The organism is Candidatus Marivariicella framensis (genome assembly GCF_982709265.1).
Genome location: NZ_CEXPNT010000001.1, coordinates 1 through 21,282, shown reverse-complemented (window position 1 = coordinate 21,282; position 21,282 = coordinate 1). Strand labels below are relative to the sequence as shown.

The window sequence follows — 21,282 nt, the reverse complement described above, 5'->3', positions numbered from 1 at the left end:
AAGGCAAATCCTTGAGCATGATTACCAGCCACCTTCTTTAGTCGTGATAGCTTCTTCGACAAGCCTATCTAAGACATTATGAATGGTAATGAGGTTACCCACTGGTGGGCTATTTAAATCCGCCGCAACTGCGCTCAACCCTTCCCCTGGAAAATGTCCGTGAACATCCAGTATCCCCGGCACCATGGTTTGCCCTTGTAAATCAGTAGATGGGTAGTCAGGTAATTTAGCCAGAACCTCTTCATCGCTGCCAATTAATTCAATAACCTACTTCTTTTAACAGTATTGCGCTATAGTCAGCCTGATTTGCGTCCATAGTAATAATAATGCCATTGTAAAAGCGCGATAATTATCTGGAGTGTCCTTAAGACTTGTTATGAAATGGGGGATATCACGATAATAAATAACAGGACAAGTAGAATCTTATTCATGTTTTTTCCTTAAGATATAAAAGCGAGACTAATTAGTTTGGGTTTGAAGTAGCGTAGAAGAAGATGATGAATTCATTAATTTTAAATTTTCTTCATAGCAGTCATAGCCGCACGAAGATCGTATCCAATGATTTCTATAGGATGAAAACGAATCATTTCATTAATTGCGATTAATTTTTGATTATCTGTATCATTTTCACTCTTAATATATGGTCTGCCAATAACTTCAGATGAAATCTTACTCATAAAATCTTTTAGTAAAGGCTTGGCGGCATGATCGAATAAATAACAACCATATTCAGCTGTATCAGATATTACTCTGTTCATTTCAAATAATTTCTTTCTTGCTATTGTATTTGCTATTAGAGGAGTTTCATGTAAAGACTCATAATAAGCAGATTCTTCTTTAATACCAGCCTCTACCATAGTGTCAAAAGCTAATTCTACACCAGCTCGAACAAACGCCACCATTAAAACACAATTATCAAAATACTCTTGATTATTAATTTTTCTTGTTGTAGGAGCAGTTTTTTCAAAAGCAGTTTCAGCAGTTGCAGATCTCCATTTCAAAAGATTTTCATCATCATTAGACCAATCATCCATCATTTTTTTAGAAAAATGACCTGACATTATATCGTCCATATGTTTATTGTATAAAGGCTTTAAAATCTGCTTTAATTCTTCAGAAAGCTCGAATGCTTTTACCTTGGCTGGGTTAGATAATCGATCCATCATATTAGTTATTCCTCCATGTTTTAGCGCCTCGGTGATTATCTCCCATCCATATTGAATGAGTTTTGAACCATATGAAGGATCAATTCCTTCGGAAATCATTTTATCAAAACACAAAATACTTCCTGTTTGTAAAACACCACAAAGTATTGTTTGTTCTCCCATTAAATCAGACTTAACTTCTGCTACAAATGAGGACTCTAAGACACCCGCTCTATCACCGCCAGTAGCCACAGCATATGCTTTTGCCTGATCTAACCCAGTCTCTTTTGGATCATTTTCAGGATGAACAGCTATTAGGGTTGGAACTCCAAAACCGCGTTTATATTCTTCACGAACTTCCGAACCAGGGCATTTAGGTGCAACCATAATTACAGTAAGGTCCTCTCTTATTTTTGTACCCTCTTCAACAATATTAAAACCATGAGAGTAAGAAATAGTTGAACCATTCTTCATTAGTGGCATTACCGAGTTAACAACAGACGTGTGATTTTTATCAGGAGTTAAGTTAATTACTAGATCAGCATCTGGAATCATTTTATCATAATTTCCGACTTCAAAACGATTATTAGAAGCGTTTTGAAATGAGATTCTTTTTTCATCAATTGCACTTTGTCTTAATGCGTAAGAAATTTTAAGACCAGAATCTCTCATATTTAATCCTTGATTTAATCCTTGGGCTCCACATCCAATAATTACAATATTTTTATTTTTCAAAATCGAAATACCATCTGAAAATTCTGAGGATTCCATAAGTCTACACTTACCAAGTTGCTGAAGCTGTTGTCTTAACGATAGTTGATTAAAATAATTTGCCATATCTATTTTTTATTAAAAGTATTTAATATTTCTGAAATTTTCATTTTTGATTTTGTTACTGAAATTCGCCCAGATCTAACAAATTGAAGTAAACCGTACTCAAGTAAATCTCTTCTTAAAGATTCTGTTTCATTTCTAAAACCTGTTTTTTCAATAACAAAAAATTCTGGAGAAACAGTGACTATATTTGCATGACTCTTTTTTATTACATTTTGAATATGCCTTTCTTCGAAAAGAGAACTTGATTTAACCTTATATAAAGCTGATTCTTGAAAGATAGTTTCATCATCAGTATGATAAAAAGCTCTAATAACATCAACTTGTTTTTCTATTTGTAGAATAATTTTTTTTATTTGATCAGGATCCATGTTTACAACAATAATAAATCTAAAAACATTTTCTATTTCCGATAAAGACGTAGAAAAACTTTCAATATTAATATGTCGTTTTAAAAATATTGCGGAAATTCGGTTTAATAAACCAATGTTGTTCTCCGAATATATGGATATAGTATATGTTTCTTTTGTATTCATTTTTATGATAATCTTATGTCTGATACTGATGCACCAGTTGGTATCATTGGAAAAACGTTAGCTTCTTTTTCAACACATATTTCTAAAAAATATGGTTTATCTGAAGATAACATTCTAGATACAGCAGCATCTAATTCATTTCTTTTACTAACTCTTTCAGCGTCAAGGTAATATCCTTTTGCAATAGCAACAAAATCAGGGTTTAACATTTTGGTTGAAGCGTATCGTTTATCAAAAAACATTTGCTGCCACTGTCGAACCATTCCTAAAAAATCATTATTTAAAACAACAATTTTAACAGCAGTTTTGTTTTGAAAAATAGTTGCTAATTCTTGTATTGTCATTTGATATCCACCATCTCCTATAACAGCAATAACCTGTCGATTAGGAGCTCCCATTTTAGCTCCAATTGCAGCGGGTAAAGCAAACCCCATTGTTCCTAAACCTCCAGAAGTAATATTACTCTTAGACTTAATAAAGTTAGCATACCGACAAGTTACCATTTGATGCTGACCGACATCAGTTACTATTATCGCATCTCCTTTAGTATACTTATTTATAGCTTTAATTGACTCAGCCATTGTAAGTCCTTCTTTTTTTGGGAACATATCTTTTTTGATAACTTTTTCATTTTCAATTTCCATTAAAGAATCAAAACGATTAATCCAGGAAACGTGAGAACCTTTTTTTATCATTGGAATAATTTTCTCCAAACTATCTCTACAATCTCCAAGAACAGCAACATCTGCATATACATTTTTGTTAATTTCAGCAGGGTCAATTTCGAAATGAATCACTTTAGCTTGTTTAGCATAATTCTCAAGATCCCCTGTAACTCTGTCGTCAAACCTCATACCAACAGCAACTAAAACATCACATTCATTAGTTAAGATATTTGGACCATAATTTCCATGCATACCTACCATACCTTTATTTAAAGGGTGAGAAGTAGGTATCGCTGATAATCCTAATATAGTCCAAACAGCAGGAATTCCTGAAGTTTCAATAAATTGTTTGAATAATTCTTCTGCTTTACCTAAAATAACACCTTGACCCCAAACAATCATTGGTTTTTTTGCATTATTTATAATTTCAGCAGCGTCCTTTATTGAATCAATATCTAAATCTGGCACAGGCTTATAACTTCTAATACCGATACAATGTTCGTATTTAAAATTAATTTTTTCAAACTGAGCATCTTTAGTAATGTCGATAAGTACAGGCCCTGGTCTACCAGATTTAGCTATGTAAAAAGCTTTTGCTAATATATAAGGTATTTCACTTGCTTTTGTTATTTGATAATTCCATTTAGTGACAGGTGTTGAAATACCAATTATATCAGTTTCTTGAAAAGCATCAGAACCTAATAAATGAGATGCTACTTGACCAGTGATACACACCATAGGAGTTGAATCAATTTGAGCATCGGCAATTCCAGTAACTAAATTAGTAGCTCCAGGGCCCGATGTTGCAATAGCAACACCAACTCTCCCAGAGGCTCTTGCAAATCCTTGAGCTGCATGAGCAGCTCCTTGCTCATGTCGAGTTAAAATATGTTGTAAACTGTCTTGAAATTTATATAATTCATCATAAATTGGCATTATTGCCCCGCCAGGATAACCATAAATCAGATCTACTCCTTCAGCTAAAAGACTTCGAATAACAGCTTCTGCTCCAGATATTTTTATTGGTTTATTGTTTTTCATGATTTAATTTTCATCGGTTACACAGCCATTTGAAGCATCGCTAACATTTTTAATGTACTTAAATAATACTCCTTTTTTGAATTTATATTCTGGTTTAATCCATTTTAACTTTCTTGAGTGTAATTCTTTATCAGTCAAAGCAACGTTTATAGTGTTAGATTCGGCGTCAATAGTAATAATATCTCCATCTTTAATAAATGCAATTGGTCCTCCTTCTTGAGCCTCAGGAACTATATGTCCAACTACAAAACCATGAGTTCCTCCAGAAAATCTTCCATCAGTAATTAGTGCAACATTTTTACCAAGCCCTGCACCCATTATAGCAGCAGTTGGTTTAAGCATTTCAGGCATGCCTGGACCTCCTTTTGGTCCCTCATAACGTATCACTAAAACATCTCCTTTATTTACCATTCCAGAGGAAATCCCTTTGTTTGCATCATATTCACCATCAAACACATTGGCAGGTCCTTTAAAAACAAGCCCTTCTTTTCCAGTAATTTTAGCTACAGATCCCTTAGGGGCAAGATTACCTGTCAAAATACGTATATGACCTGTAGGTTTTATCGGATCACTTAATGGTCGGATTATATTTTGATTTTTTTTAAGAGGTGGAACATTTTTTAAATTTTCCGCTAATGTTTTTCCTGTAACTGTTAAGCATTCTCCAAAAAGCATATCATTTTCTAACATAAATTTTAAAACGGCTGGAATACCTCCAATTAAATGTAAATCTTTCATTAAAAATTTTCCACTTGGTTTCAAATCCGCTAAAAAGGGAGTATTGTCACTTACTTTTTGAAAATCTTCTATAGTTAAATCAATATTTGCTGCTTTGGCTATGGCTATGAAATGAAGAACAGCATTTGTAGAACCTCCTAGAACAGATATTAATCTTAATGCATTGATTAGTGATTTTTTAGTTATTATATCAGATGGCTTAATGTCTCTCTTTAAAAGATTATAGATAGAACTACCAACTAATTTACATTCAGATATTTTATCTTCACTTACTGCAGGATTAGATGAGTTATAAGGTAAAGACATGCCTAGAGCTTCTATCGCAGATGCCATTGTGTTTGCAGTATACATTCCTCCGCAAGCCCCTGCTCCAGGGCAAGCTTTTTGAATTACATTTTTATATTCTTCTTCATTAATTATTCCAGCTACTTTTTCACCCCAAGCTTCAAATGCAGATACAACATCTAATTCTTTTCCATTGTGGCATCCTGAGGAAATTGTTCCACCGTAAACAAGTATACTTGGACGGTCTAATCTTATCATAGCCATTAGTGCACCGGGCATGTTTTTGTCACATCCAACGACTGTTGCAACAGCATCATAAGACATAGCTTGGACAACAGTTTCAATTGAATCTGCAATTATATCACGTGAAGGAAGTGAAAACCTCATACCAGGAGTTCCCATAGATATACCATCACTTACTCCAATAGTATTGAAAATTAATCCAATCATGTTTTTATCATTCTCAATACCTTTTTTAACATGAACAGATAAATCATTTAAATGCATATTGCATGGGTTTCCTTCATATCCTGTACTTGCAACTCCAACTAATGGCTTTTTAAAATCTTCATCTGTTAATCCAATAGCATGAAGCATGGCCTGGGCTGCAGGCTGAGTTGAATCCTGAGTAACTTGGTGACTATATTTATTTAAATTCATAAAAAATTCTTAAACAAAATTAACTAGAACAACTTATTAGATTAAAATTATGTTATAAACATACAAAACCCAAAACACATGATTTATTCTTAAAATATTGAATTTCAATATTTTAACATCATTATAAGCTGTAATTCAAATTAATTAACGTAATAATAATTTTAAAAAATATTTAAAAAATTCTCATATTTGCAACAAAATTAATCCTTTTAAACAAAGGATATACCATTACTATGCAAGAAAAATCAGTTAGTCAGGCTCTAGATTTTAGAAGATCTGTTCGTGTTTACGATTCAGGAAAATCAATCGATATAGTTAAGGTGAAGAAGTGTATAATACAAGCAACCTTAGCTCCATCAAGCAGTAATATGCAATTATGGGAATTTCATCATGTGATATCTAAAAATAAAATACAACAAATTGCAAAATCTTGCTTTAATCAACCTGCAGCAAAAACAGCTGAACAATTAGTTATTGTAGTAGTTAGAAGAGATTTATGGAGAAAAAGGCTTGACTCAAATATAAATAATATCAAATTTTCTTTATCTAAAATTCAAAATTTAGACCCAATTAAAAAAAAGAAAGCATTACAATATTATGAAAAATTAGTTCCAATGATATATTCAGATTTCTTTGGAATAATAGGTTTCCTTAAAAAAATATACGTAAAAATGATAGGTTTATATAGGCCTATTTATCAAGAGGTTGGGAGTGGTGATGTGAGAGTAATTGCGCATAAAAGCGCAGCTTTAGCTGCTCAATCATTTATGGTTAGCATGGCTGGAATTGGATACGACACATGTCCTATGGAGGGTTTCGACTCTAATAGAGTTAAGAAAGACTTAAATATTTCATCTAAGACCGAAATAAGCATGGTTATAGGTTGTGGAATTAGAAAAAAAGATGGCATTTATGGAAAAAGATTTAGAGTCTCTATTGATGAGACTTATCATATTCACTAATTTCAAAACTAATCACCTTTCCTGTTCTAAATTGTGATAATAATGATTGAGAATTTTCAGTCAATTGTAAAATTCTTGGGTATCCTCCCGTAACCTGACCATCTCTCATTACAACAATTAGATCTCCTTTTGGTGTTAACTGAACTGTTCCAGGCATAACAGAAGCACTAAATGATGAAATTTTATTTTCAAGAACACCTCCAGATAATCTATATGCCATTCTATCATTTGAGCCAATTTTAAATTCTGTGTTTAATATTTTATTTTTTAATTCATTTTCTAAATTATTCCAATAAGGACCTTCAAATACTTTTAATTTGCTATCAAAACTCAAATTGTTTAATTCGTTTTTAATTTTATTTTTATATGTGACTCCCCCTTTAATTTTATTTTTATATGTGACTCCCCCTTTAATTTTAATGTTTTGTCCCTTTGTGATTGTTCCATTCTCTGAGATTGGGTAATATTGTGAATAGCTACCAAAAATCTTATTTTGACAAAGACCTCCACTAAAACTAATATAATTTCTAAAACCATTTTCAACAACCCCTAATTCTAAAACATCTCCTAAATCACAAAAAAAAGGTTTATTTAATTCAATGTTTTCATCATTCTTAAAGATGGGAATTATTGCTCCACTTACTGCCACAACACAAGGTCCTGAAAATAATAATTTGGGACCTTTAAAAGTGGTTTCTAAAACAGCTTCATCTTTGAAATTTCCAACTAATTTATTTGCAGTTGTAAAAGAATATTTATCCATTGGGCCTGAAACAGGAAACCCCAATCTTCTGTATCCATAACGACCATTGTCTTGAATAGAAGTATGAAATCCGGGATCGATTATTTTAATAAATGATTTCAAATGAGGATGATTTTGGGATATTATTTTGATGAATTTTATCAATTTGACTTTGATATTCATCAAGACTTATGGAAATGAATTTAATTTTATCACCCGGCAAAGTATAACATGGGGGATTGTTTTTATTATTAAAAAAAGAACAATATGTTCTTCCAATTCTATTCCATCCTCCAGGACTTTTTTGAGGATAAACACCCACATATGACTCACCCACAGCCACTGTTCCAGGAGCAACATATTTTTCAGGAGTAGGCTTTCTTGGTAAATGTAATTTTAATGGAAGTCCAGATAAGTATAAAAAACCTGGCAAAAAACCATAATGATGAACCTCAAATATGCATTTTAAAAATTCTGAAATGTATGATTCGTATGTAATTGAATTGTTTTCACTTTTAACTAAAAGGTCTTCAGAGAAAACCTCATCAAAACAAACAGGAATTTCCCATAAGTTTCTTATTATGTGTTGCTTTGTTAATGAAAAGTTCTTAATCCAAGTACTTATTTTTTTTTCATGGACTCTATTTGGTAAGATTTTAAAAAAAAGTGTTATTTCTGAAAATGAAAAAACAACATCTTCTAATATATCATGAAACTCCTTTTGAAGAGAAATACATAATTCAGATTGCCAAGCAACATAAATATTTTTATCAATATTATTTTTAAAATCAATAATAATTGCTTTTTCTCCGTATGAATTAAAATTGATTTTGAAACACATTTTAATTATTTTTTATCTATAATATTTGTCATTAATTTAATAAAATTTTTAGACATCAATGTATCGCTATGCAAACAAATAGTGTCATATGAAACTTTTTTTATAGTTCCGTTTGTTACTTGAATCTCGCCATCTAATATTAGTTTTAAATTCCTGCTAAATTCATCAGGTGAGGTTATAATTGAATTTTTTTGATTTCTTGGAACCAAAGAAAGTGATTCATCATATTTTCTATCTGAAAAAACTTCATTAAGGACGTTAAAGTTCATTTTTTTTGCAGATTTTATAATTGGTTTTGAGGCTGGAAGTATTAAATAATTGATTTCTGGAAATTCATATAAAACCTCTAAATATGCTTTGGTTAATTTTCCGTTTTCAGCTATATCATTGTATAAAGCTCCATGGGCTTTACAATGATGCCAATTAGTAGGAAAAAAACTAAGAGCATCTTTAAAGTTTAATAACTGATCATTAATTGACTTTTGGAAATCATTTAAGTTAATGTTCATAGATTTTCTTCCAAAATTTTTTTTGTCAGGATATGAAGGATGAGATCCTATATTAACATCATAACTCAAAGCTAGATCAATTGTTTCTTTAATTGTTTCAATAGATCCAAAATGTCCTCCACAAGCTATACTACAGGCGCTAATATTAGACATGAAATCTTCATCATTCTTACCTCCTTCACCTAAGTCAACATTTATTTGCACTTATTTATATTTGAAATAATCAATATTACCTTAAAAATACTATAAAAATAAAACCTTAAAAGCTAGAAAAGTAAAAAATATGAATAAAATAAATAGACATAAAAATCGAATCTTTTTAATCAAAAGGTCTTCTTTTTTTGGAAAGCATAAAACACTTATAAACAAAGCTACTCCTGGAAGTAATAATCCATTTGCAACTTGTGCTATTCTTATCAGTTCAATTGGTTTATATCCAGATATTGCAAATAATAGACCAAGAATAATAACAAAATTTATTGCTATTTTTTTATAAATCTTTTTATTTCTATGATTTATGAAAGACTCTTCAACTACATAACCAGCTGCTATTGGAGCTGTGATAGCAGAACTTATACCAGCCGCAAAAATCCCAATAGAAATAAAAATATGAGAGTTAGCTCCATACAAGTTATTTAGAGCATCACCTAAATCATTTATTGATCCAATTTGATTAATATTAGCTCCAGCTGCAGCTATTATGATTGAAGATGAAATTATTCCTCCAAAACTCACAGCTATAAATGTATCTCTTTTCAAATATGAAGTACTTAAACAACTTAAATCTTGCTTTACTAATGCTGCATGTAAAAATAGATTGTAGGGCACTATAGTGGTGCCTAAAACAGCAATAATAGTTTTCCATATATCAGGTCTCCATCTTGGAATAAAAAACCCATTTAATACCTCATAAATATTTGGTTTTGTTAAAACAGAAGCTATTAAAAATGATATACTCATTACAAGTACAGTAACGCCTAAAATATTTTTAATTAACTTATTATCTTCTCTAAGAACAATAATCATTATAATAATAGTAATAAAACAAAGTAAAAAAGAAGATGTAATTTCTACTGAATTAAATGACGATAATTCAATAATTTTTTTTAAACCCATAAAGGCTCCAGATATATTTCCAGCTTCATATGCTGCATTACCAAAAAAAATTGCAGTTAAAACAATCGCTGTAAATGAATAACGCAATATTGAATTATTTAATTTATGGTTAAACAATTCAACTAAACCTTTTCCTGATTTAAAGCTTAAAGTGGCAACTGTGTTTTGAAAAAAAATTGTAATCAAGCAAGAAAACAAGACAGCCCATAATAATTCATAGCCAAATTCAACCCCAGCAAAAGCACAAATAGTTAAACTGCCCGGGCCAATAAAAGCTGCAGTTATTACTATAGCTGGTCCTGAAGTAAATGAAAATTTATTCATTTAAATAATTTTGTTCTTTAGAAAGGGGTGTCGTCTTCATTTGGGTTATTATAAGACTCGCCAAAGGCAGCTTTAGCATCAGGGATGTTTTTATTTGATATAGTATTATTTTCAGGATTCATTTTTGATTCAAATTCAGATGATGAATCAAAATCAGAAATATTTTCAAACTTACCAAGATGAGGAATAAACTTAAGTCTTATATTATCCAACCCACCATTTCTATGCTTAGCAACAATAAATTCTGCCTGACCATCAGAGGAATTTCGCCCTTCGTCATCCCACTCATCAATTCCATAATATTCTGGACGATATATAAATGACACAATGTCTGCGTCTTGTTCAATTGCTCCAGATTCTCTCAAATCTGATAATTGAGGTCTTTTGGTCCCTCCACGAGTCTCTACTGCTCTTGAGAGCTGTGATAGAGCAATAACTGGAATATCTAGTTCTTTTGCAAGAGCTTTAAGATTTCTGGAGATTGTAGAAATTTCCTGCTCCCTATTTCCAGATTTGTTATTTGTAGCTGCGGTCATTAATTGTAAATAATCAACAACAAGTAATTTAATTCCATGTAACCTTGATAATCTTCTTGCTTTAGCTCGAAGTTCAAAAATTGATAATGATGGAGAATCATCAATATATAATGGTGCTTTCTCAAGATCACTCACCTTTACATTTAGTTGTTGCCATTCATGTTGTGCTAATTTACCAGTTCTTAATTTTTCTGAAGAAAGACCAGTTTCAGATGATATCAACCTGGTTATGAGTTGAACTGATGACATTTCCAAAGAAAAAAATGCAACAGGAATCTGTCTACCCACTGCAATATTTCTTGCCATTGATAATGTTAATGCAGTTTTTCCCATACCAGGTCGTGCAGCAATAATAATTAAATCACTTGGTTGCCATCCTGATGTCAGTTTGTCAAGCTCCTCAAAACCACTACTAACACCACTTAAGCCATCTCGACTTGCAATGTCTTCAATTTTCTTTTTTGCTTCTATAACTAGGCTTTGAGCAGAAGAAAATGATCTTTTGATATTTCCTTGTGTAACATCATAAAGCTTGGATTCTGCTTCATCTAATAATTCTAAAACATCTGTTGAATCTTTATAAGACTTTTCTATTATTTCGCTTGATATTTTAATTAAACTTCTTTGAATATATTTTTGTAGTATAATTCTTGCATGAAATTCAATATGTGCTGAACTAGCTATCTTCTGAGTCAATTGAACCAAATAAAAATCTCCTCCAATAGATTCCAGTTTTCCAGCTTTCTTAAGAGCTGATGAAACTGTCAATAAATCGATAGGATCTGCTGACTCAAATAAAATTAATATTGCTTCAAAAATATATTGATGGGCAGTTTTATAAAAAGCGTCTGGTTGAAGAATATCTATTACTTCATCCACACCTTTTTTATCTATAAGCATTGCTCCTAATACTGCTTCTTCTAAGTCAAGAGCTTGAGGAGGTAATTTTGCCTGTTCAAGATTTACAATTGATGTATTTGATTTAATAGTTTTATATAGAGATTTTTTTTCTTCCATTAATCAAATGTAACTCTGATTAACCAAATACAAGTTTTTTTTAAAACTCAAATGTAAACAGAAAAGAAGTTGATAACTTAAAAAAGTTGTTAATAAGCCAAGGATTATTATTTGTCTTCAAAAACACCCATGTTTGAAAATTTATTTCTACGTAAATCAATCCTCATTCTAGATTCCATTTTCTTTAATTTTTGAAATGTATTCCATATTTCTTTTTTTACCGATTCAAATGTAGTTTGTCTGTCATAATGTGCACCACCAAGAGGTTCTTTTATTATTTTATCTATTAATTTAGCCTTAAGCATATCTTGAGGTGTTAATTTTAGTGCTGCAGCTGCAGCTTCTTTATACTCCCAACTTCTCCATAAAATTGACGAGCATGACTCTGGAGAAATCACTGAGTACCATGTGTTTTCAAGCATATATACTCTATCTCCAACTCCAATCCCCAAAGCTCCTCCAGAAGCACCTTCACCAATAACAATGACAATAATAGGAACTTTAATAGACATCATTCCTATAATGTTTTTTGCAATCGCCTCCCCTTGTCCTCTTTCTTCAGCTTCAAGTCCAGGGAAAGCGCCTGGAGTATCAATAAAACATATAATAGGAATATTGAATTTTTCAGCTGAATGCATAAGTCTTAATGCTTTTCTGTAGCCTTCAGGATTGGCCATGCCAAAATTTCGATATTGTCTCGTCTTTGTATTATAACCTTTTTGGGTGCCTATGAGCATAAAAGATTGGTCATCTATTTTACCTAAACCACCAATCATAGCTTTATCATCTCCAATATTTCGATCACCATGTAGCTCAAGAAAAGTATCATTAGTTAAAGCTTTAATATAATCTAATGTATAGGGTCTAGAGGGATGTCTTGACAACTGAACTCTTTGCCATGCAGATAAATTACTGTAGATTTCTTTTTTTGTTGATCGAAGTTTAGTCTCTAAAAGCTCACAAGTATCACTAACATCTACTGCACTTTCATTACCTATATCTTTACACTTTTTAATCTGCTCGTGGAGGTCTTTTATTGGTTCCTCAAAATCTAAATATTCCATATTTATTGATGTGATATTTACAAATGTAAATTCTTTTCGGTTAATTTCTTTATTCTAGTTTTTCGTTTATCTAAACTATCTAAAAATATTGCTGTTAAAATTAAAGTAAATCCAATATAAAAATCAAAACTCATTAATTCATTTTTTCCAAAAAATACTAAAGATAGTATAACTGCGTAGACAGGCTCAAGGTTTATTATTATCATAAAGGAGAAAGGAGATAAGTTTCGCATTACTTTAACAGAACCTACATGAGCATAGGCTGTACAAATAGAGCCTAAAATAAATAATAAAATTATATCATTTTGACTAAATTCAAATAATGTACTTATTTGATCTACATCAAATAATATATAAACAGATATTGCAACCCAACCAATGAAAAGTTCGTAAAAAGTAATTGACAAAGGAGAAAGTTTTTCTTTAACTAGTTTACTGTTTAAAAGTGTAAAAATTACACTTAGAATAGTTGCTAAAAAGGCAATTGACATTCCAATGTATTGATCAAGTTCTGATCTGAAAATAATAATTAAACCAATTAGTGTAATTAAACCAAATGTCAACTCTTTCAATGAGAATTTTCTTTTAAAAACAATAGGCTCAATCAAGGATGTTATAAAGGCGCCTGAGGCCATTATTGATAAAGTTAAAGAAACACCTGAAATTTTAATCGCATAAAAAAAAGCAACCCAATGAGCAGATATTAAAACTCCCGCAATTAATAATTGAAAAAAATACTTTTTTTGAATAATAAACTTTTTTCTTTTAGTAAATAATAAATATAATCCTACTAAAACATAAGCGATAAACATTCGGTGCCAAACAATTTGAATTGAGTTTAATTTTATTAGAGCACCTAATATTGATGTAAATCCCCAAAGAAAAACTAAAAAGTGAAAATGGATTAAATCTTTAATTTTATCGTTTTGCATATTTTAATAAAAAAATGGCTAAAACACCAAAAAGAAATAGTGGGAGCCATGCCCCTAAAAAAGGAGAGAAGTTTGATTTTGTTACTAATACTCCAAAGATTTTATCAAAAAAAATAAATAAAAACCCAAGAGTAATTCCAAAGGCTAAATTAACTCCCATACCTCCTCTTCTTTTAAAAGAAGACATGGAAACTGCTATAATGGTTAAGATAAAAGATGCTAACGGCAAACTATACCTTTTGTGCCTTACTAATAAATGAGAGTTGATCATTACAGATCCACTTTCCTTTTCTTTCCTGACAAAATCATTCAAATCAAGCATTGTTAATGTTTCTGCTTTATAATTAACCGGAGCAAGATCATCAATTTTAAAATCAAAAATAGTGTCCTTTACTTTTAATATTTCAAAAAATTCATTATCCCCATTTACAGTTCTTTTAGTGTAGTTTGAAAGTCGAAAAAATGAATCTTTTTGAACCCAACGAATACTTTCAGCTGTTATTTTTAATTCTAACTTTTGTTTATTAAACTTTTCAAGCGTAAAGTTATTAGCTCTCTTTCTCAATGGGTTATAGCTACTAACATAAATAAACTCTTCAGGATTAATTTGCTTAAACAGATATGAGGTATTTCTTTCATTTTTCTTTTTTATGTACTTAAACACAAATTCATTATAACCTTTATTGGAATTTGGAACAATAAACATTCCCATTCCAAATGCAATTATAGCTATAAGTAAAGCTGAAATCATAAATGGTCTCATGAACCTAGTAAATGAAATTCCTGAACTCAATATTGCTATTATCTCTGAGTTATTAGCTAGTTTTGATGTAAACCAAATAACTGATAAGAAAAGAAATATAGGGAATAAAAGGTTTGAAAAATACCAAGTAAAATCAATGTAGTAACTAAAAAGAGCACTAGATGGCACCTCATTCTCTTTAAACTTATCTATCTTCTCTGCAATATCTACCATTATTCCTATTGGAATAAACAATAAAATCATTACGAAAAAAGTTCCTAAATATCTTTTTATAATATACCAATCAATAAGTTTCATTCTATAAGCGTTGGTCTAATTGTTTCACCATTTTTATTTTCCATGATATAAAATCTCCTGCTAATATATGTTTTCTAGATTCTCGAACCAACCACATATAAAAAGCAAGATTATGAATTGTACATATTTGCTTACCTAACATCTCATTAACAGTAAAAAGATGTCTAACATATGACTTAGAATAAGAAATATCCACAAAACAATAGTTGTCTGAATCAAGCAATGAAAAATCCAACTCCCATTTTTTATTTTTAATATTTATTGTTCCATTTGCAGTAAAAATCATTCCATTTCTTGCATTTCTTGTAGGCATTACACAATCAAACATGTCTATTCCTAAAGAAATATTTTCAAGTAAATTTATTGGAGTACCTACTCCCATTAAATACCTAGGTTTATCTTCTGGTAAAAGAGCAGTAACTACTTCCGTCATTTCATACATTTCTTCTGCAGGTTCACCTACCGACAGACCGCCTATAGCATTTCCAAAAGCATTTTTATTAGAAATATATTCTGCTGACTCTTTTCTAAGGTCTTTATATACACTTCCTTGAATTATTGGAAAAAGTGTTTGCGAATAACCATAAATAAAGTCTTCTTTTTCATTTTGAGCAAAACAACGATCAAGCCAACGATGAGTCCTTTTCATTGATGTTTTTGCATATTGAAAATCACAAGGATATGGAGTGCATTCATCAAATGCCATAATTATATCAGCACCTATTTTTCTCTGTATAGAAATAGCACTTTCTGGTGTAAAAAAATGAAATGATCCATCTATGTGAGATTTAAATTTAACACCCTCCTCTTTTATTTTTCGGTTTGCAGACAAGGAATAAACCTGGTATCCACCAGAATCAGTTAAGACCGGCTTTTTCCAATTTATGAATTTATGAATTCCACCAGCAGCTTCAATAATCTTGGTTGTTGGCCTAAGATATAAATGATAGGTATTAGCCAATATAATATCAGGTTTAATATCATTTTCTAACTCTCTTTGATGAACTCCTTTAACAGTTCCAGAAGTCCCGACCGGCATAAAAATAGGTGTTTGAATCTCTCCATGATCTGTTAAAATAGTCCCAGCTCTTGCTTTTGAATTACTATCTGTTTGATGTAAACTAAATTTCATATAAAAATAAATAGTAAAGATACCAATCTATAGTAAGAGAAGATTGTAATGTTAACTAATTACTAATAAACTATAAAAATTACCAAAGTTTGAGCTTTGCTGATATTTGCATTTAATGTAATATTGCTTATCACATAAAATCAATTTAATATGACAGACATTTTATCTTTAGAAGCCTTTGTTAAACAAGTAAGAAGGGATATTCTAAGAATGGTTCATAAGGTTAATTCTGGACATCCTGGCGGCTCTTTAGGTTGTGCAGAGTTTTTAGTAGCATTATATAGCGAGATTATGGAACATAATCCAGAATTTAATATGAATGGTGAAAAAGAAGATCTTTTTTTCTTATCAAATGGGCATATTTCTCCTGTTTTTTATAGTGTTTTAGCTAGGAGTGGATATTTTAATATAAACGAATTAAATACTTTTAGATTAATCAATTCAAGGCTACAAGGTCATCCAACAACTCATGAGGGGCTTCCTGGAATAAGAGTTGCCTCGGGATCGCTTGGTCAAGGACTATCAGTTGCTATTGGTGCCGCTTTAAGTAAAAAAATTAATAATGATTCTAAAACAGTTTTTGTTTTAATGGGAGATGGTGAACTTCAAGAGGGTCAAAATTGGGAAGCATTAATGTTTGCATCCGCAAAGGGAGTTGACAATTTAATTGCAACCATTGACCTAAATGGAAAACAAATTGATGGATCAACTGACGATGTTCTTAACTTAGGAAGTTTAAAATCTAAATTTGAGTCTTTTGGATGGAAAACATTAGAATTAGAAGAAGGAAACAATATTGAATTAATTATTTCAAAAATAAATGAAGCAAAGAGTCATCTTGGAAATGGTGTTCCAATAGCTATTTTAATGAAAACTGAAATGGGTAATGGCGTTGATTTTATGATGCACACTCATGCTTGGCATGGAAAAGCTCCAAACGACGATCAACTTGAAATAGCACTTGCTCAAAACTTAGAAACACTAGGTGATTATTAATAAAAATATTATGAAAAAATATATAGATACGGGTGCAAACGATACTAGATCTGGGTTTGGAGCCGGATTAACTGAGCTTGGAAGAACTAACCCAAATGTTGTTGCACTATGTGCAGATTTAATAGGTTCATTAAAAATGAATCAATTTATAAAAGAAAATCCAAAACGTTTTTTTCAAGTAGGTATTGCTGAAGCAAATATGATGGGGATTGCAGCTGGATTAACTATTGGGGGTAAAATTCCATTCACTGGAACCTTTGCAAACTTTTCAACAGGAAGGGTATATGATCAAATTCGTCAGTCAATAGCATATTCAGGTAAAAATGTAAAAATTTGTGCTTCACATGCTGGAGTTACTTTAGGAGAAGATGGAGCAACACATCAAATATTAGAAGATATTGGACTTATGAAAATGCTTCCAGGGATGACTGTAATCAACACATGTGATTTCAATCAAACAAAAGCTGCAACTCTTGCAATAGCAGATCATATTGGTCCAGTTTATTTAAGATTTGGAAGGCCAAAAGTTCCAAATTTCACTCCAGAAAAAAATTCTTTTAAAATCGGAAAAGGTATTTTACTAAATGAAGGTAGTGATGTAACTATTATTGCAACTGGCCACTTGGTTTGGGAGTCACTTAAAGCTGCTGAAGGTTTATTTAAAAAAGGTATTTCAGCTGAAGTTATTAATATCCACACAATAAAGCCTTTAGATGAAGAAATTATAATCAACTCTGTTTCTAAAACTAAAGCTGTTGTAACCGCTGAGGAGCACAATATTTATGGAGGACTTGGCGAAAGTGTCTCCAGAACACTTTCAGTAAACCTTCCTTCTCCACAAGAATTTGTAGGAACAAATGACACCTTTGGAGAATCTGGTACTCCAAGTCAATTAATGGAAAAATATGGCTTAAGTAGTAAGAATATTATTACTAAAGTGGAGAAAGTTCTTAAAAGAAAATAGTTTACATGAAAAATTTTTATTTAATTCTAATTTTATTAATACCATTATCAATTCATAGTCAAATTGATTATGGATTTAAAGCTGGAGTTAATTTAAATAATAGTTCCAATATTTCGATAATTTCTGAAGCTTTTGAAAATAAAATTACTAAAAATAATTTTCAAGGTTTTTTTATTGGAAGTTATGCTTCTATTGATGTAATTATTTTTAATTTAAGAACTGAACTTCAGTTCAGTAAAACAAAAAAAAGTAATGATTTAATTCAAGAAAAAATTGAATTACCCATAACTATTGGGTATAAAATTATGCCTTTTATAAGTGCTTTTATCGGTCCATCTTTTCAGTATATTTTAAATGAAAAAAGTAATACATTCAACTTAGATGAAGTGAAAGGTAAATCAATTGTGGGCTTAAATATAGGAGCTCGTTTAGATATAGGTAAACTCCAATTTGACCTAAGGTATGAAAAAGGCCTTAGTTCTTTAGAAACTAAATTACTGCAAAAACAAAGCAATATAAATGTTGCTAATATTGATAATCGAGCGTCTTTATTATCATTAGGATTTTCTTATAAAATTAATTAGAGGTATTTGGATCTAAATAATCAGGGACCCCGTCTCCATCAGTATCATCAATAACTCCATCATTGTCTTTGTCTAATTCATTAATCGTGAGCACTCCATCTCCATCATCGTCAGCATCATATAAATTAATATTTCCATCTCCGTCAGAATCATCGTTTAATGGCTCACCATCAAGGTCAATGTCCTCAAGGTAAGAAGCAATTCCATCATTATCATGGTCACTAATATTCATTGTTAATAGTGAAACACTAAAAATCAAAGGAGAGTATTGTGGTATACCTGAATTAGTATTACTGTAATAGCCTAACCCTGATGGAAAAAACATAACACCCTGTCCAAAACCTTCAAAATTGACAGATCCATTAGTATTTACAGAATAACTTCCTGACTTAAAGTTTGTGATTCCCATTCTAAAACCCTGAACTACTTGTGCCAAATCAAACCACAATGGTAAATCACGAGAATCGAAAATAGAACCGTCAATTAGACTTCCCTGATAGGTTACAAAGGTTGAATCAATGTTTGAAGGTCTGGAAGAGTTTCCTTCTCTAGCAACCAAATAATATAGTTTATGAGGGATATCAATATCGTCTTGCTTAACAGTTAAGTTTTGCTCTTGAACCATGTTAATAAGTGGTGTTTTATTAATATTATCTCCAGAGAGAGTGTCAATTTTTATTTTTAAAGAATAGTCATTGGGGAATGATTCAAAGTCTTCGTAATTATAAAAGTGACTCTCCAAATATAATCTTAATTCAATATCGTCTTCAGGTGATTGCACCGACGCATCTCTAACAACAACTTCCTCAATATTATTATCATTATTATTTTCACAACTAAACAAAAATAAAATCAAAACTAAATTGATACTTTTCAAAAAATTAATTTTCATAGGACAAAATTGCAGCGCAAGATACAATTTTACTTTATTTTTGTATAAATTTTAACTAAGTTTTAAAATGCGAATTGATCAATTACTATGGTATTTGAGATATTATAAATCAAGGTCACTAGCTACAAATGCATGTAAAAAGGGACATGTTCGTTTAAAAAATCAAATATTAAAACCTTCAAGAGATATTTTACCCCTAGATTTAGTTTTGGTGAGAAAAGATCAAATAAATTATGAATTTAAAGTTTTAGATATACCTAAATCAAGAGTGGGAGCAAAAATTGTAGATATTTATCGTCAAGATTTGACCAAGAAAAATGCTTTTGAAAACAAAGAAAGTCAAGGTTTAAATAAAATAATTAATAGAAGCAGGGGGTTAGGAAGGCCTACGAAAAAGGATAGAAGAGAAATTGATGAGTTTAAAAAAGATGACAAATAAATTTTTATATTAATGCTTTATTAAATATGAAAGAAAATAAAATCCTAAACGAAAAAAATATTAGAAATGCTACTCGAAGAATAGCTTTTCAGATATATGAATCAAACATTGATCTCAAAGAAATATATCTTGTTGGAATCTCATCTAATGGAATAATTTTAAGTAAACGCATAGGAGAGTTCTTAAAAAGAATAAGTGCTTTTAATGTTCATCAAATTGAATTAGAAATTGATAAAGAAAATCCAAGAAACGGAGTTAGAATATCTTCTAATATTCAAAGTTTAAAAAATAAATCAATAATTATTATAGATGATGTTTTAAATAGCGGTTCTACTTTGCTATATGCAGTTAATGCTTTTCTTGGTATTTCTTTAAAAAAAATTCAAACTGTAGTCCTGGTGAATAGAAATCATAAAAAATATCCAATCAAAGCAGATTTTAAAGGAATTTCTTTATCAACTTCAGTCAAAGAGCACATTACGGTTGTGTTTGACACTAAAGAAAAGGAAGGTGTTTTTTTAAGTTAAAAATAATTCAATCTCTTTTGCTACCGCATTAATAGACTTGTTATTTGTATTTATGATGAATTTTGATTTGTTATAGAAATGGTTTCTTTCAAACAGATGCTTTCCAATAAATTCGCTTAATACTGTTTTAGTTTTTAAATTTTTTATTTTAGGCCTGTGATTAATTTCTTTAGATAATCTTTCTACTAAATTATTAACACTTGCTCTTAAAAAAACAGTGTTAACTTTATCATTATCATTTAACATTTTAATTGTATTGTAATAACATGGAGTTCCTCCACCTAAAGAAATAACACTCAAAACAGATGATTTTAAAATATTTTTTAAACAATCGTGTTCAACTTTTCTAAAATACAACTCTCCATTTTCTTCAAATATTTTATCAATTGATCTTTTTTCAACTTTAACAATTTCATCGTCTAAATCAATAAAAGGAATATTAAATATTTTTGAAAGCTCTTTACCTACAGCTGTTTTACCAGAACCCATATAACCAATTAAAACTATTTTATTATTCAAAATAACATTATTAATACCCTCAAATTTAAAACAAAATAAAATTGAATAATACATTTATAGACACTATATTTGCACCCTAAAAATTGACTTGATAGCTCAGCTGGTAGAGCATCTCCCTTTTAAGGAGAGGGTCCTGGGTTCGAGCCCCAGTCAGGTCACTTTTTTTAGACTTGATAGCTCAGCTGGTAGAGCATCTCCCTTTTAAGGAGAGGGTCCTGGGTT

The 21,282-nt window shown here is 30.6% G+C and carries 21 protein-coding genes and 1 tRNA gene; 7 read left to right on the top strand and 15 right to left on the bottom strand.

Annotation, left to right across the window (positions count from 1 at the left end):
- Positions 1-512 precede the first annotated feature (512 nt).
- Genes ilvC through ilvD form a run of 4 tightly spaced genes read right to left on the bottom strand, consistent with a single transcriptional unit; the run spans position 513 to position 5,904 of the window.
- Positions 513-1,982, bottom strand: a complete 1,470-nt coding sequence (gene ilvC, locus AC34EU_RS00110; RefSeq protein ID WP_487532875.1) for a ketol-acid reductoisomerase — start codon at positions 1,980-1,982, stop codon at positions 513-515.
- A 2-nt stretch (positions 1,983-1,984) separates the two neighbouring features.
- Entirely contained in the window at positions 1,985-2,515 is a 531-nt protein-coding gene (gene ilvN, locus AC34EU_RS00105; RefSeq protein ID WP_487532873.1) for an acetolactate synthase small subunit, read from the bottom strand.
- A 2-nt stretch (positions 2,516-2,517) separates the two neighbouring features.
- Positions 2,518-4,221: a biosynthetic-type acetolactate synthase large subunit gene (gene ilvB, locus AC34EU_RS00100; protein WP_487532872.1), complete on the bottom strand. Its 1,704-nt coding sequence runs from the start codon at positions 4,219-4,221 to the stop codon at positions 2,518-2,520.
- A 3-nt stretch (positions 4,222-4,224) separates the two neighbouring features.
- Positions 4,225-5,904 (bottom strand): dihydroxy-acid dehydratase, encoded by a 1,680-nt coding sequence (gene ilvD, locus AC34EU_RS00095; protein WP_489695977.1) that lies wholly within the window; start codon positions 5,902-5,904, stop codon positions 4,225-4,227.
- A gap of 233 nt (positions 5,905-6,137) precedes the next feature.
- On the opposite strand from ilvD, the gene AC34EU_RS00090 reads away from it, so the two are divergent.
- Positions 6,138-6,866 carry a nitroreductase family protein gene (locus tag AC34EU_RS00090; RefSeq protein ID WP_487532870.1) on the top strand — a complete coding sequence of 243 codons (729 nt, stop codon included), beginning with the start codon at positions 6,138-6,140 and terminating at the stop codon, positions 6,864-6,866.
- Here the strand turns inward: AC34EU_RS00090 and AC34EU_RS00085 are convergent.
- From AC34EU_RS00085 to tgt, 9 genes are all read right to left on the bottom strand, one after another.
- Positions 6,838-7,731: a 5-oxoprolinase subunit C family protein gene (locus AC34EU_RS00085; RefSeq protein ID WP_487532869.1), complete on the bottom strand. Its 894-nt coding sequence runs from the start codon at positions 7,729-7,731 to the stop codon at positions 6,838-6,840. The genes AC34EU_RS00090 and AC34EU_RS00085 overlap by 29 nt on opposite strands.
- Positions 7,715-8,449 (bottom strand): 5-oxoprolinase subunit B family protein, encoded by a 735-nt coding sequence (locus AC34EU_RS00080; RefSeq protein ID WP_487532868.1) that lies wholly within the window; start codon positions 8,447-8,449, stop codon positions 7,715-7,717. The genes AC34EU_RS00085 and AC34EU_RS00080 overlap by 17 nt, the downstream gene beginning before the upstream one ends.
- 5 nt (positions 8,450-8,454) lie before the next feature.
- Positions 8,455-9,162 carry a LamB/YcsF family protein gene (locus tag AC34EU_RS00075; RefSeq protein ID WP_487532867.1) on the bottom strand — a complete coding sequence of 236 codons (708 nt, stop codon included), beginning with the start codon at positions 9,160-9,162 and terminating at the stop codon, positions 8,455-8,457.
- A gap of 39 nt (positions 9,163-9,201) precedes the next feature.
- Positions 9,202-10,398: an Nramp family divalent metal transporter gene (locus AC34EU_RS00070; protein WP_487532866.1), complete on the bottom strand. Its 1,197-nt coding sequence runs from the start codon at positions 10,396-10,398 to the stop codon at positions 9,202-9,204.
- 17 nt (positions 10,399-10,415) lie between these two features.
- On the bottom strand, positions 10,416-11,951 hold the full coding sequence (gene dnaB, locus AC34EU_RS00065) for a replicative DNA helicase (protein WP_487532864.1): 1,536 nt from the start codon (positions 11,949-11,951) through the stop codon (positions 10,416-10,418).
- A 107-nt stretch (positions 11,952-12,058) separates the two neighbouring features.
- Positions 12,059-13,015, bottom strand: a complete 957-nt coding sequence (locus tag AC34EU_RS00060; protein ID WP_487532863.1) for an acetyl-CoA carboxylase carboxyltransferase subunit alpha — start codon at positions 13,013-13,015, stop codon at positions 12,059-12,061.
- A 17-nt stretch (positions 13,016-13,032) separates the two neighbouring features.
- Positions 13,033-13,947 (bottom strand): DMT family transporter, encoded by a 915-nt coding sequence (locus tag AC34EU_RS00055; protein ID WP_487532862.1) that lies wholly within the window; start codon positions 13,945-13,947, stop codon positions 13,033-13,035.
- Positions 13,934-15,007: an LptF/LptG family permease gene (locus tag AC34EU_RS00050; RefSeq protein ID WP_487532860.1), complete on the bottom strand. Its 1,074-nt coding sequence runs from the start codon at positions 15,005-15,007 to the stop codon at positions 13,934-13,936. The genes AC34EU_RS00055 and AC34EU_RS00050 overlap by 14 nt, the downstream gene beginning before the upstream one ends.
- 1 nt (position 15,008) lies before the next feature.
- Positions 15,009-16,139, bottom strand: coding sequence for a tRNA guanosine(34) transglycosylase Tgt (gene tgt / locus AC34EU_RS00045; RefSeq protein WP_487532858.1), 1,131 nt, complete (start codon positions 16,137-16,139; stop codon positions 15,009-15,011).
- Between the two features lie 150 nt (positions 16,140-16,289).
- Between tgt and AC34EU_RS00040 the strand changes: the two genes are divergently transcribed.
- From AC34EU_RS00040 to AC34EU_RS00030, 3 genes are read left to right on the top strand one after another with little or no spacing between them, the layout of a single operon-like run.
- On the top strand, positions 16,290-17,135 hold the full coding sequence (locus tag AC34EU_RS00040) for a transketolase (RefSeq protein ID WP_489695976.1): 846 nt from the start codon (positions 16,290-16,292) through the stop codon (positions 17,133-17,135).
- Between the two features lie 10 nt (positions 17,136-17,145).
- Positions 17,146-18,099: a transketolase family protein gene (locus AC34EU_RS00035; protein WP_487532854.1), complete on the top strand. Its 954-nt coding sequence runs from the start codon at positions 17,146-17,148 to the stop codon at positions 18,097-18,099.
- Positions 18,100-18,104: 5 nt separating this feature from the next.
- The gene (locus tag AC34EU_RS00030; RefSeq protein WP_487532852.1) at positions 18,105-18,683 is read left to right on the top strand and encodes an outer membrane beta-barrel protein; all 579 of its coding nucleotides are present in this window, start codon (positions 18,105-18,107) and stop codon (positions 18,681-18,683) included.
- Here the strand turns inward: AC34EU_RS00030 and AC34EU_RS00025 are convergent.
- The gene (locus AC34EU_RS00025; RefSeq protein WP_487532851.1) at positions 18,676-19,575 is read right to left on the bottom strand and encodes an FKBP-type peptidyl-prolyl cis-trans isomerase; all 900 of its coding nucleotides are present in this window, start codon (positions 19,573-19,575) and stop codon (positions 18,676-18,678) included. The genes AC34EU_RS00030 and AC34EU_RS00025 overlap by 8 nt on opposite strands.
- Before the next feature lie 67 nt (positions 19,576-19,642).
- Between AC34EU_RS00025 and AC34EU_RS00020 the strand changes: the two genes are divergently transcribed.
- Together AC34EU_RS00020 and AC34EU_RS00015 are read left to right on the top strand one after the other, a co-directional pair.
- Positions 19,643-20,014, top strand: coding sequence for an RNA-binding S4 domain-containing protein (locus tag AC34EU_RS00020; RefSeq protein WP_487532849.1), 372 nt, complete (start codon positions 19,643-19,645; stop codon positions 20,012-20,014).
- A gap of 26 nt (positions 20,015-20,040) precedes the next feature.
- The gene (locus tag AC34EU_RS00015) at positions 20,041-20,541 is read left to right on the top strand and encodes a phosphoribosyltransferase family protein (protein WP_487532848.1); all 501 of its coding nucleotides are present in this window, start codon (positions 20,041-20,043) and stop codon (positions 20,539-20,541) included.
- On the opposite strand, the gene AC34EU_RS00010 is transcribed toward AC34EU_RS00015, so the two are convergent.
- Positions 20,533-21,060 carry a shikimate kinase gene (locus AC34EU_RS00010; protein ID WP_487532847.1) on the bottom strand — a complete coding sequence of 176 codons (528 nt, stop codon included), beginning with the start codon at positions 21,058-21,060 and terminating at the stop codon, positions 20,533-20,535. The two genes, AC34EU_RS00015 and AC34EU_RS00010, sit on opposite strands and share 9 nt — an antisense overlap.
- Positions 21,061-21,145: 85 nt before the next feature.
- Between AC34EU_RS00010 and AC34EU_RS00005 the strand changes: the two genes are divergently transcribed.
- A tRNA-Lys gene (locus AC34EU_RS00005) sits at positions 21,146-21,218 on the top strand.
- Positions 21,219-21,282 lie beyond the last annotated feature (64 nt).

Coding starts and splice junctions, on each gene's coding strand:
- ilvC (WP_487532875.1), bottom strand. CDS start 1,982: ATGGCAAATTATTTTAATCAACTATCGTTAAGACAACAGCTTCAGCAA.
- ilvN (WP_487532873.1), bottom strand. CDS start 2,515: ATGAATACAAAAGAAACATATACTATATCCATATATTCGGAGAACAAC.
- ilvB (WP_487532872.1), bottom strand. CDS start 4,221: ATGAAAAACAATAAACCAATAAAAATATCTGGAGCAGAAGCTGTTATT.
- ilvD (WP_489695977.1), bottom strand. CDS start 5,904: ATGAATTTAAATAAATATAGTCACCAAGTTACTCAGGATTCAACTCAG.
- AC34EU_RS00090 (WP_487532870.1), top strand. CDS start 6,138: ATGCAAGAAAAATCAGTTAGTCAGGCTCTAGATTTTAGAAGATCTGTT.
- AC34EU_RS00080 (WP_487532868.1), bottom strand. CDS start 8,449: ATGTGTTTCAAAATCAATTTTAATTCATACGGAGAAAAAGCAATTATT.
- AC34EU_RS00070 (WP_487532866.1), bottom strand. CDS start 10,398: ATGAATAAATTTTCATTTACTTCAGGACCAGCTATAGTAATAACTGCA.
- dnaB (WP_487532864.1), bottom strand. CDS start 11,951: ATGGAAGAAAAAAAATCTCTATATAAAACTATTAAATCAAATACATCA.
- AC34EU_RS00060 (WP_487532863.1), bottom strand. CDS start 13,015: ATGGAATATTTAGATTTTGAGGAACCAATAAAAGACCTCCACGAGCAG.
- AC34EU_RS00055 (WP_487532862.1), bottom strand. CDS start 13,947: ATGCAAAACGATAAAATTAAAGATTTAATCCATTTTCACTTTTTAGTT.
- AC34EU_RS00050 (WP_487532860.1), bottom strand. CDS start 15,007: ATGAAACTTATTGATTGGTATATTATAAAAAGATATTTAGGAACTTTT.
- tgt (WP_487532858.1), bottom strand. CDS start 16,139: ATGAAATTTAGTTTACATCAAACAGATAGTAATTCAAAAGCAAGAGCT.
- AC34EU_RS00040 (WP_489695976.1), top strand. CDS start 16,290: ATGACAGACATTTTATCTTTAGAAGCCTTTGTTAAACAAGTAAGAAGG.
- AC34EU_RS00035 (WP_487532854.1), top strand. CDS start 17,146: ATGAAAAAATATATAGATACGGGTGCAAACGATACTAGATCTGGGTTT.
- AC34EU_RS00030 (WP_487532852.1), top strand. CDS start 18,105: ATGAAAAATTTTTATTTAATTCTAATTTTATTAATACCATTATCAATT.
- AC34EU_RS00025 (WP_487532851.1), bottom strand. CDS start 19,575: ATGAAAATTAATTTTTTGAAAAGTATCAATTTAGTTTTGATTTTATTT.
- AC34EU_RS00020 (WP_487532849.1), top strand. CDS start 19,643: ATGCGAATTGATCAATTACTATGGTATTTGAGATATTATAAATCAAGG.
- AC34EU_RS00015 (WP_487532848.1), top strand. CDS start 20,041: ATGAAAGAAAATAAAATCCTAAACGAAAAAAATATTAGAAATGCTACT.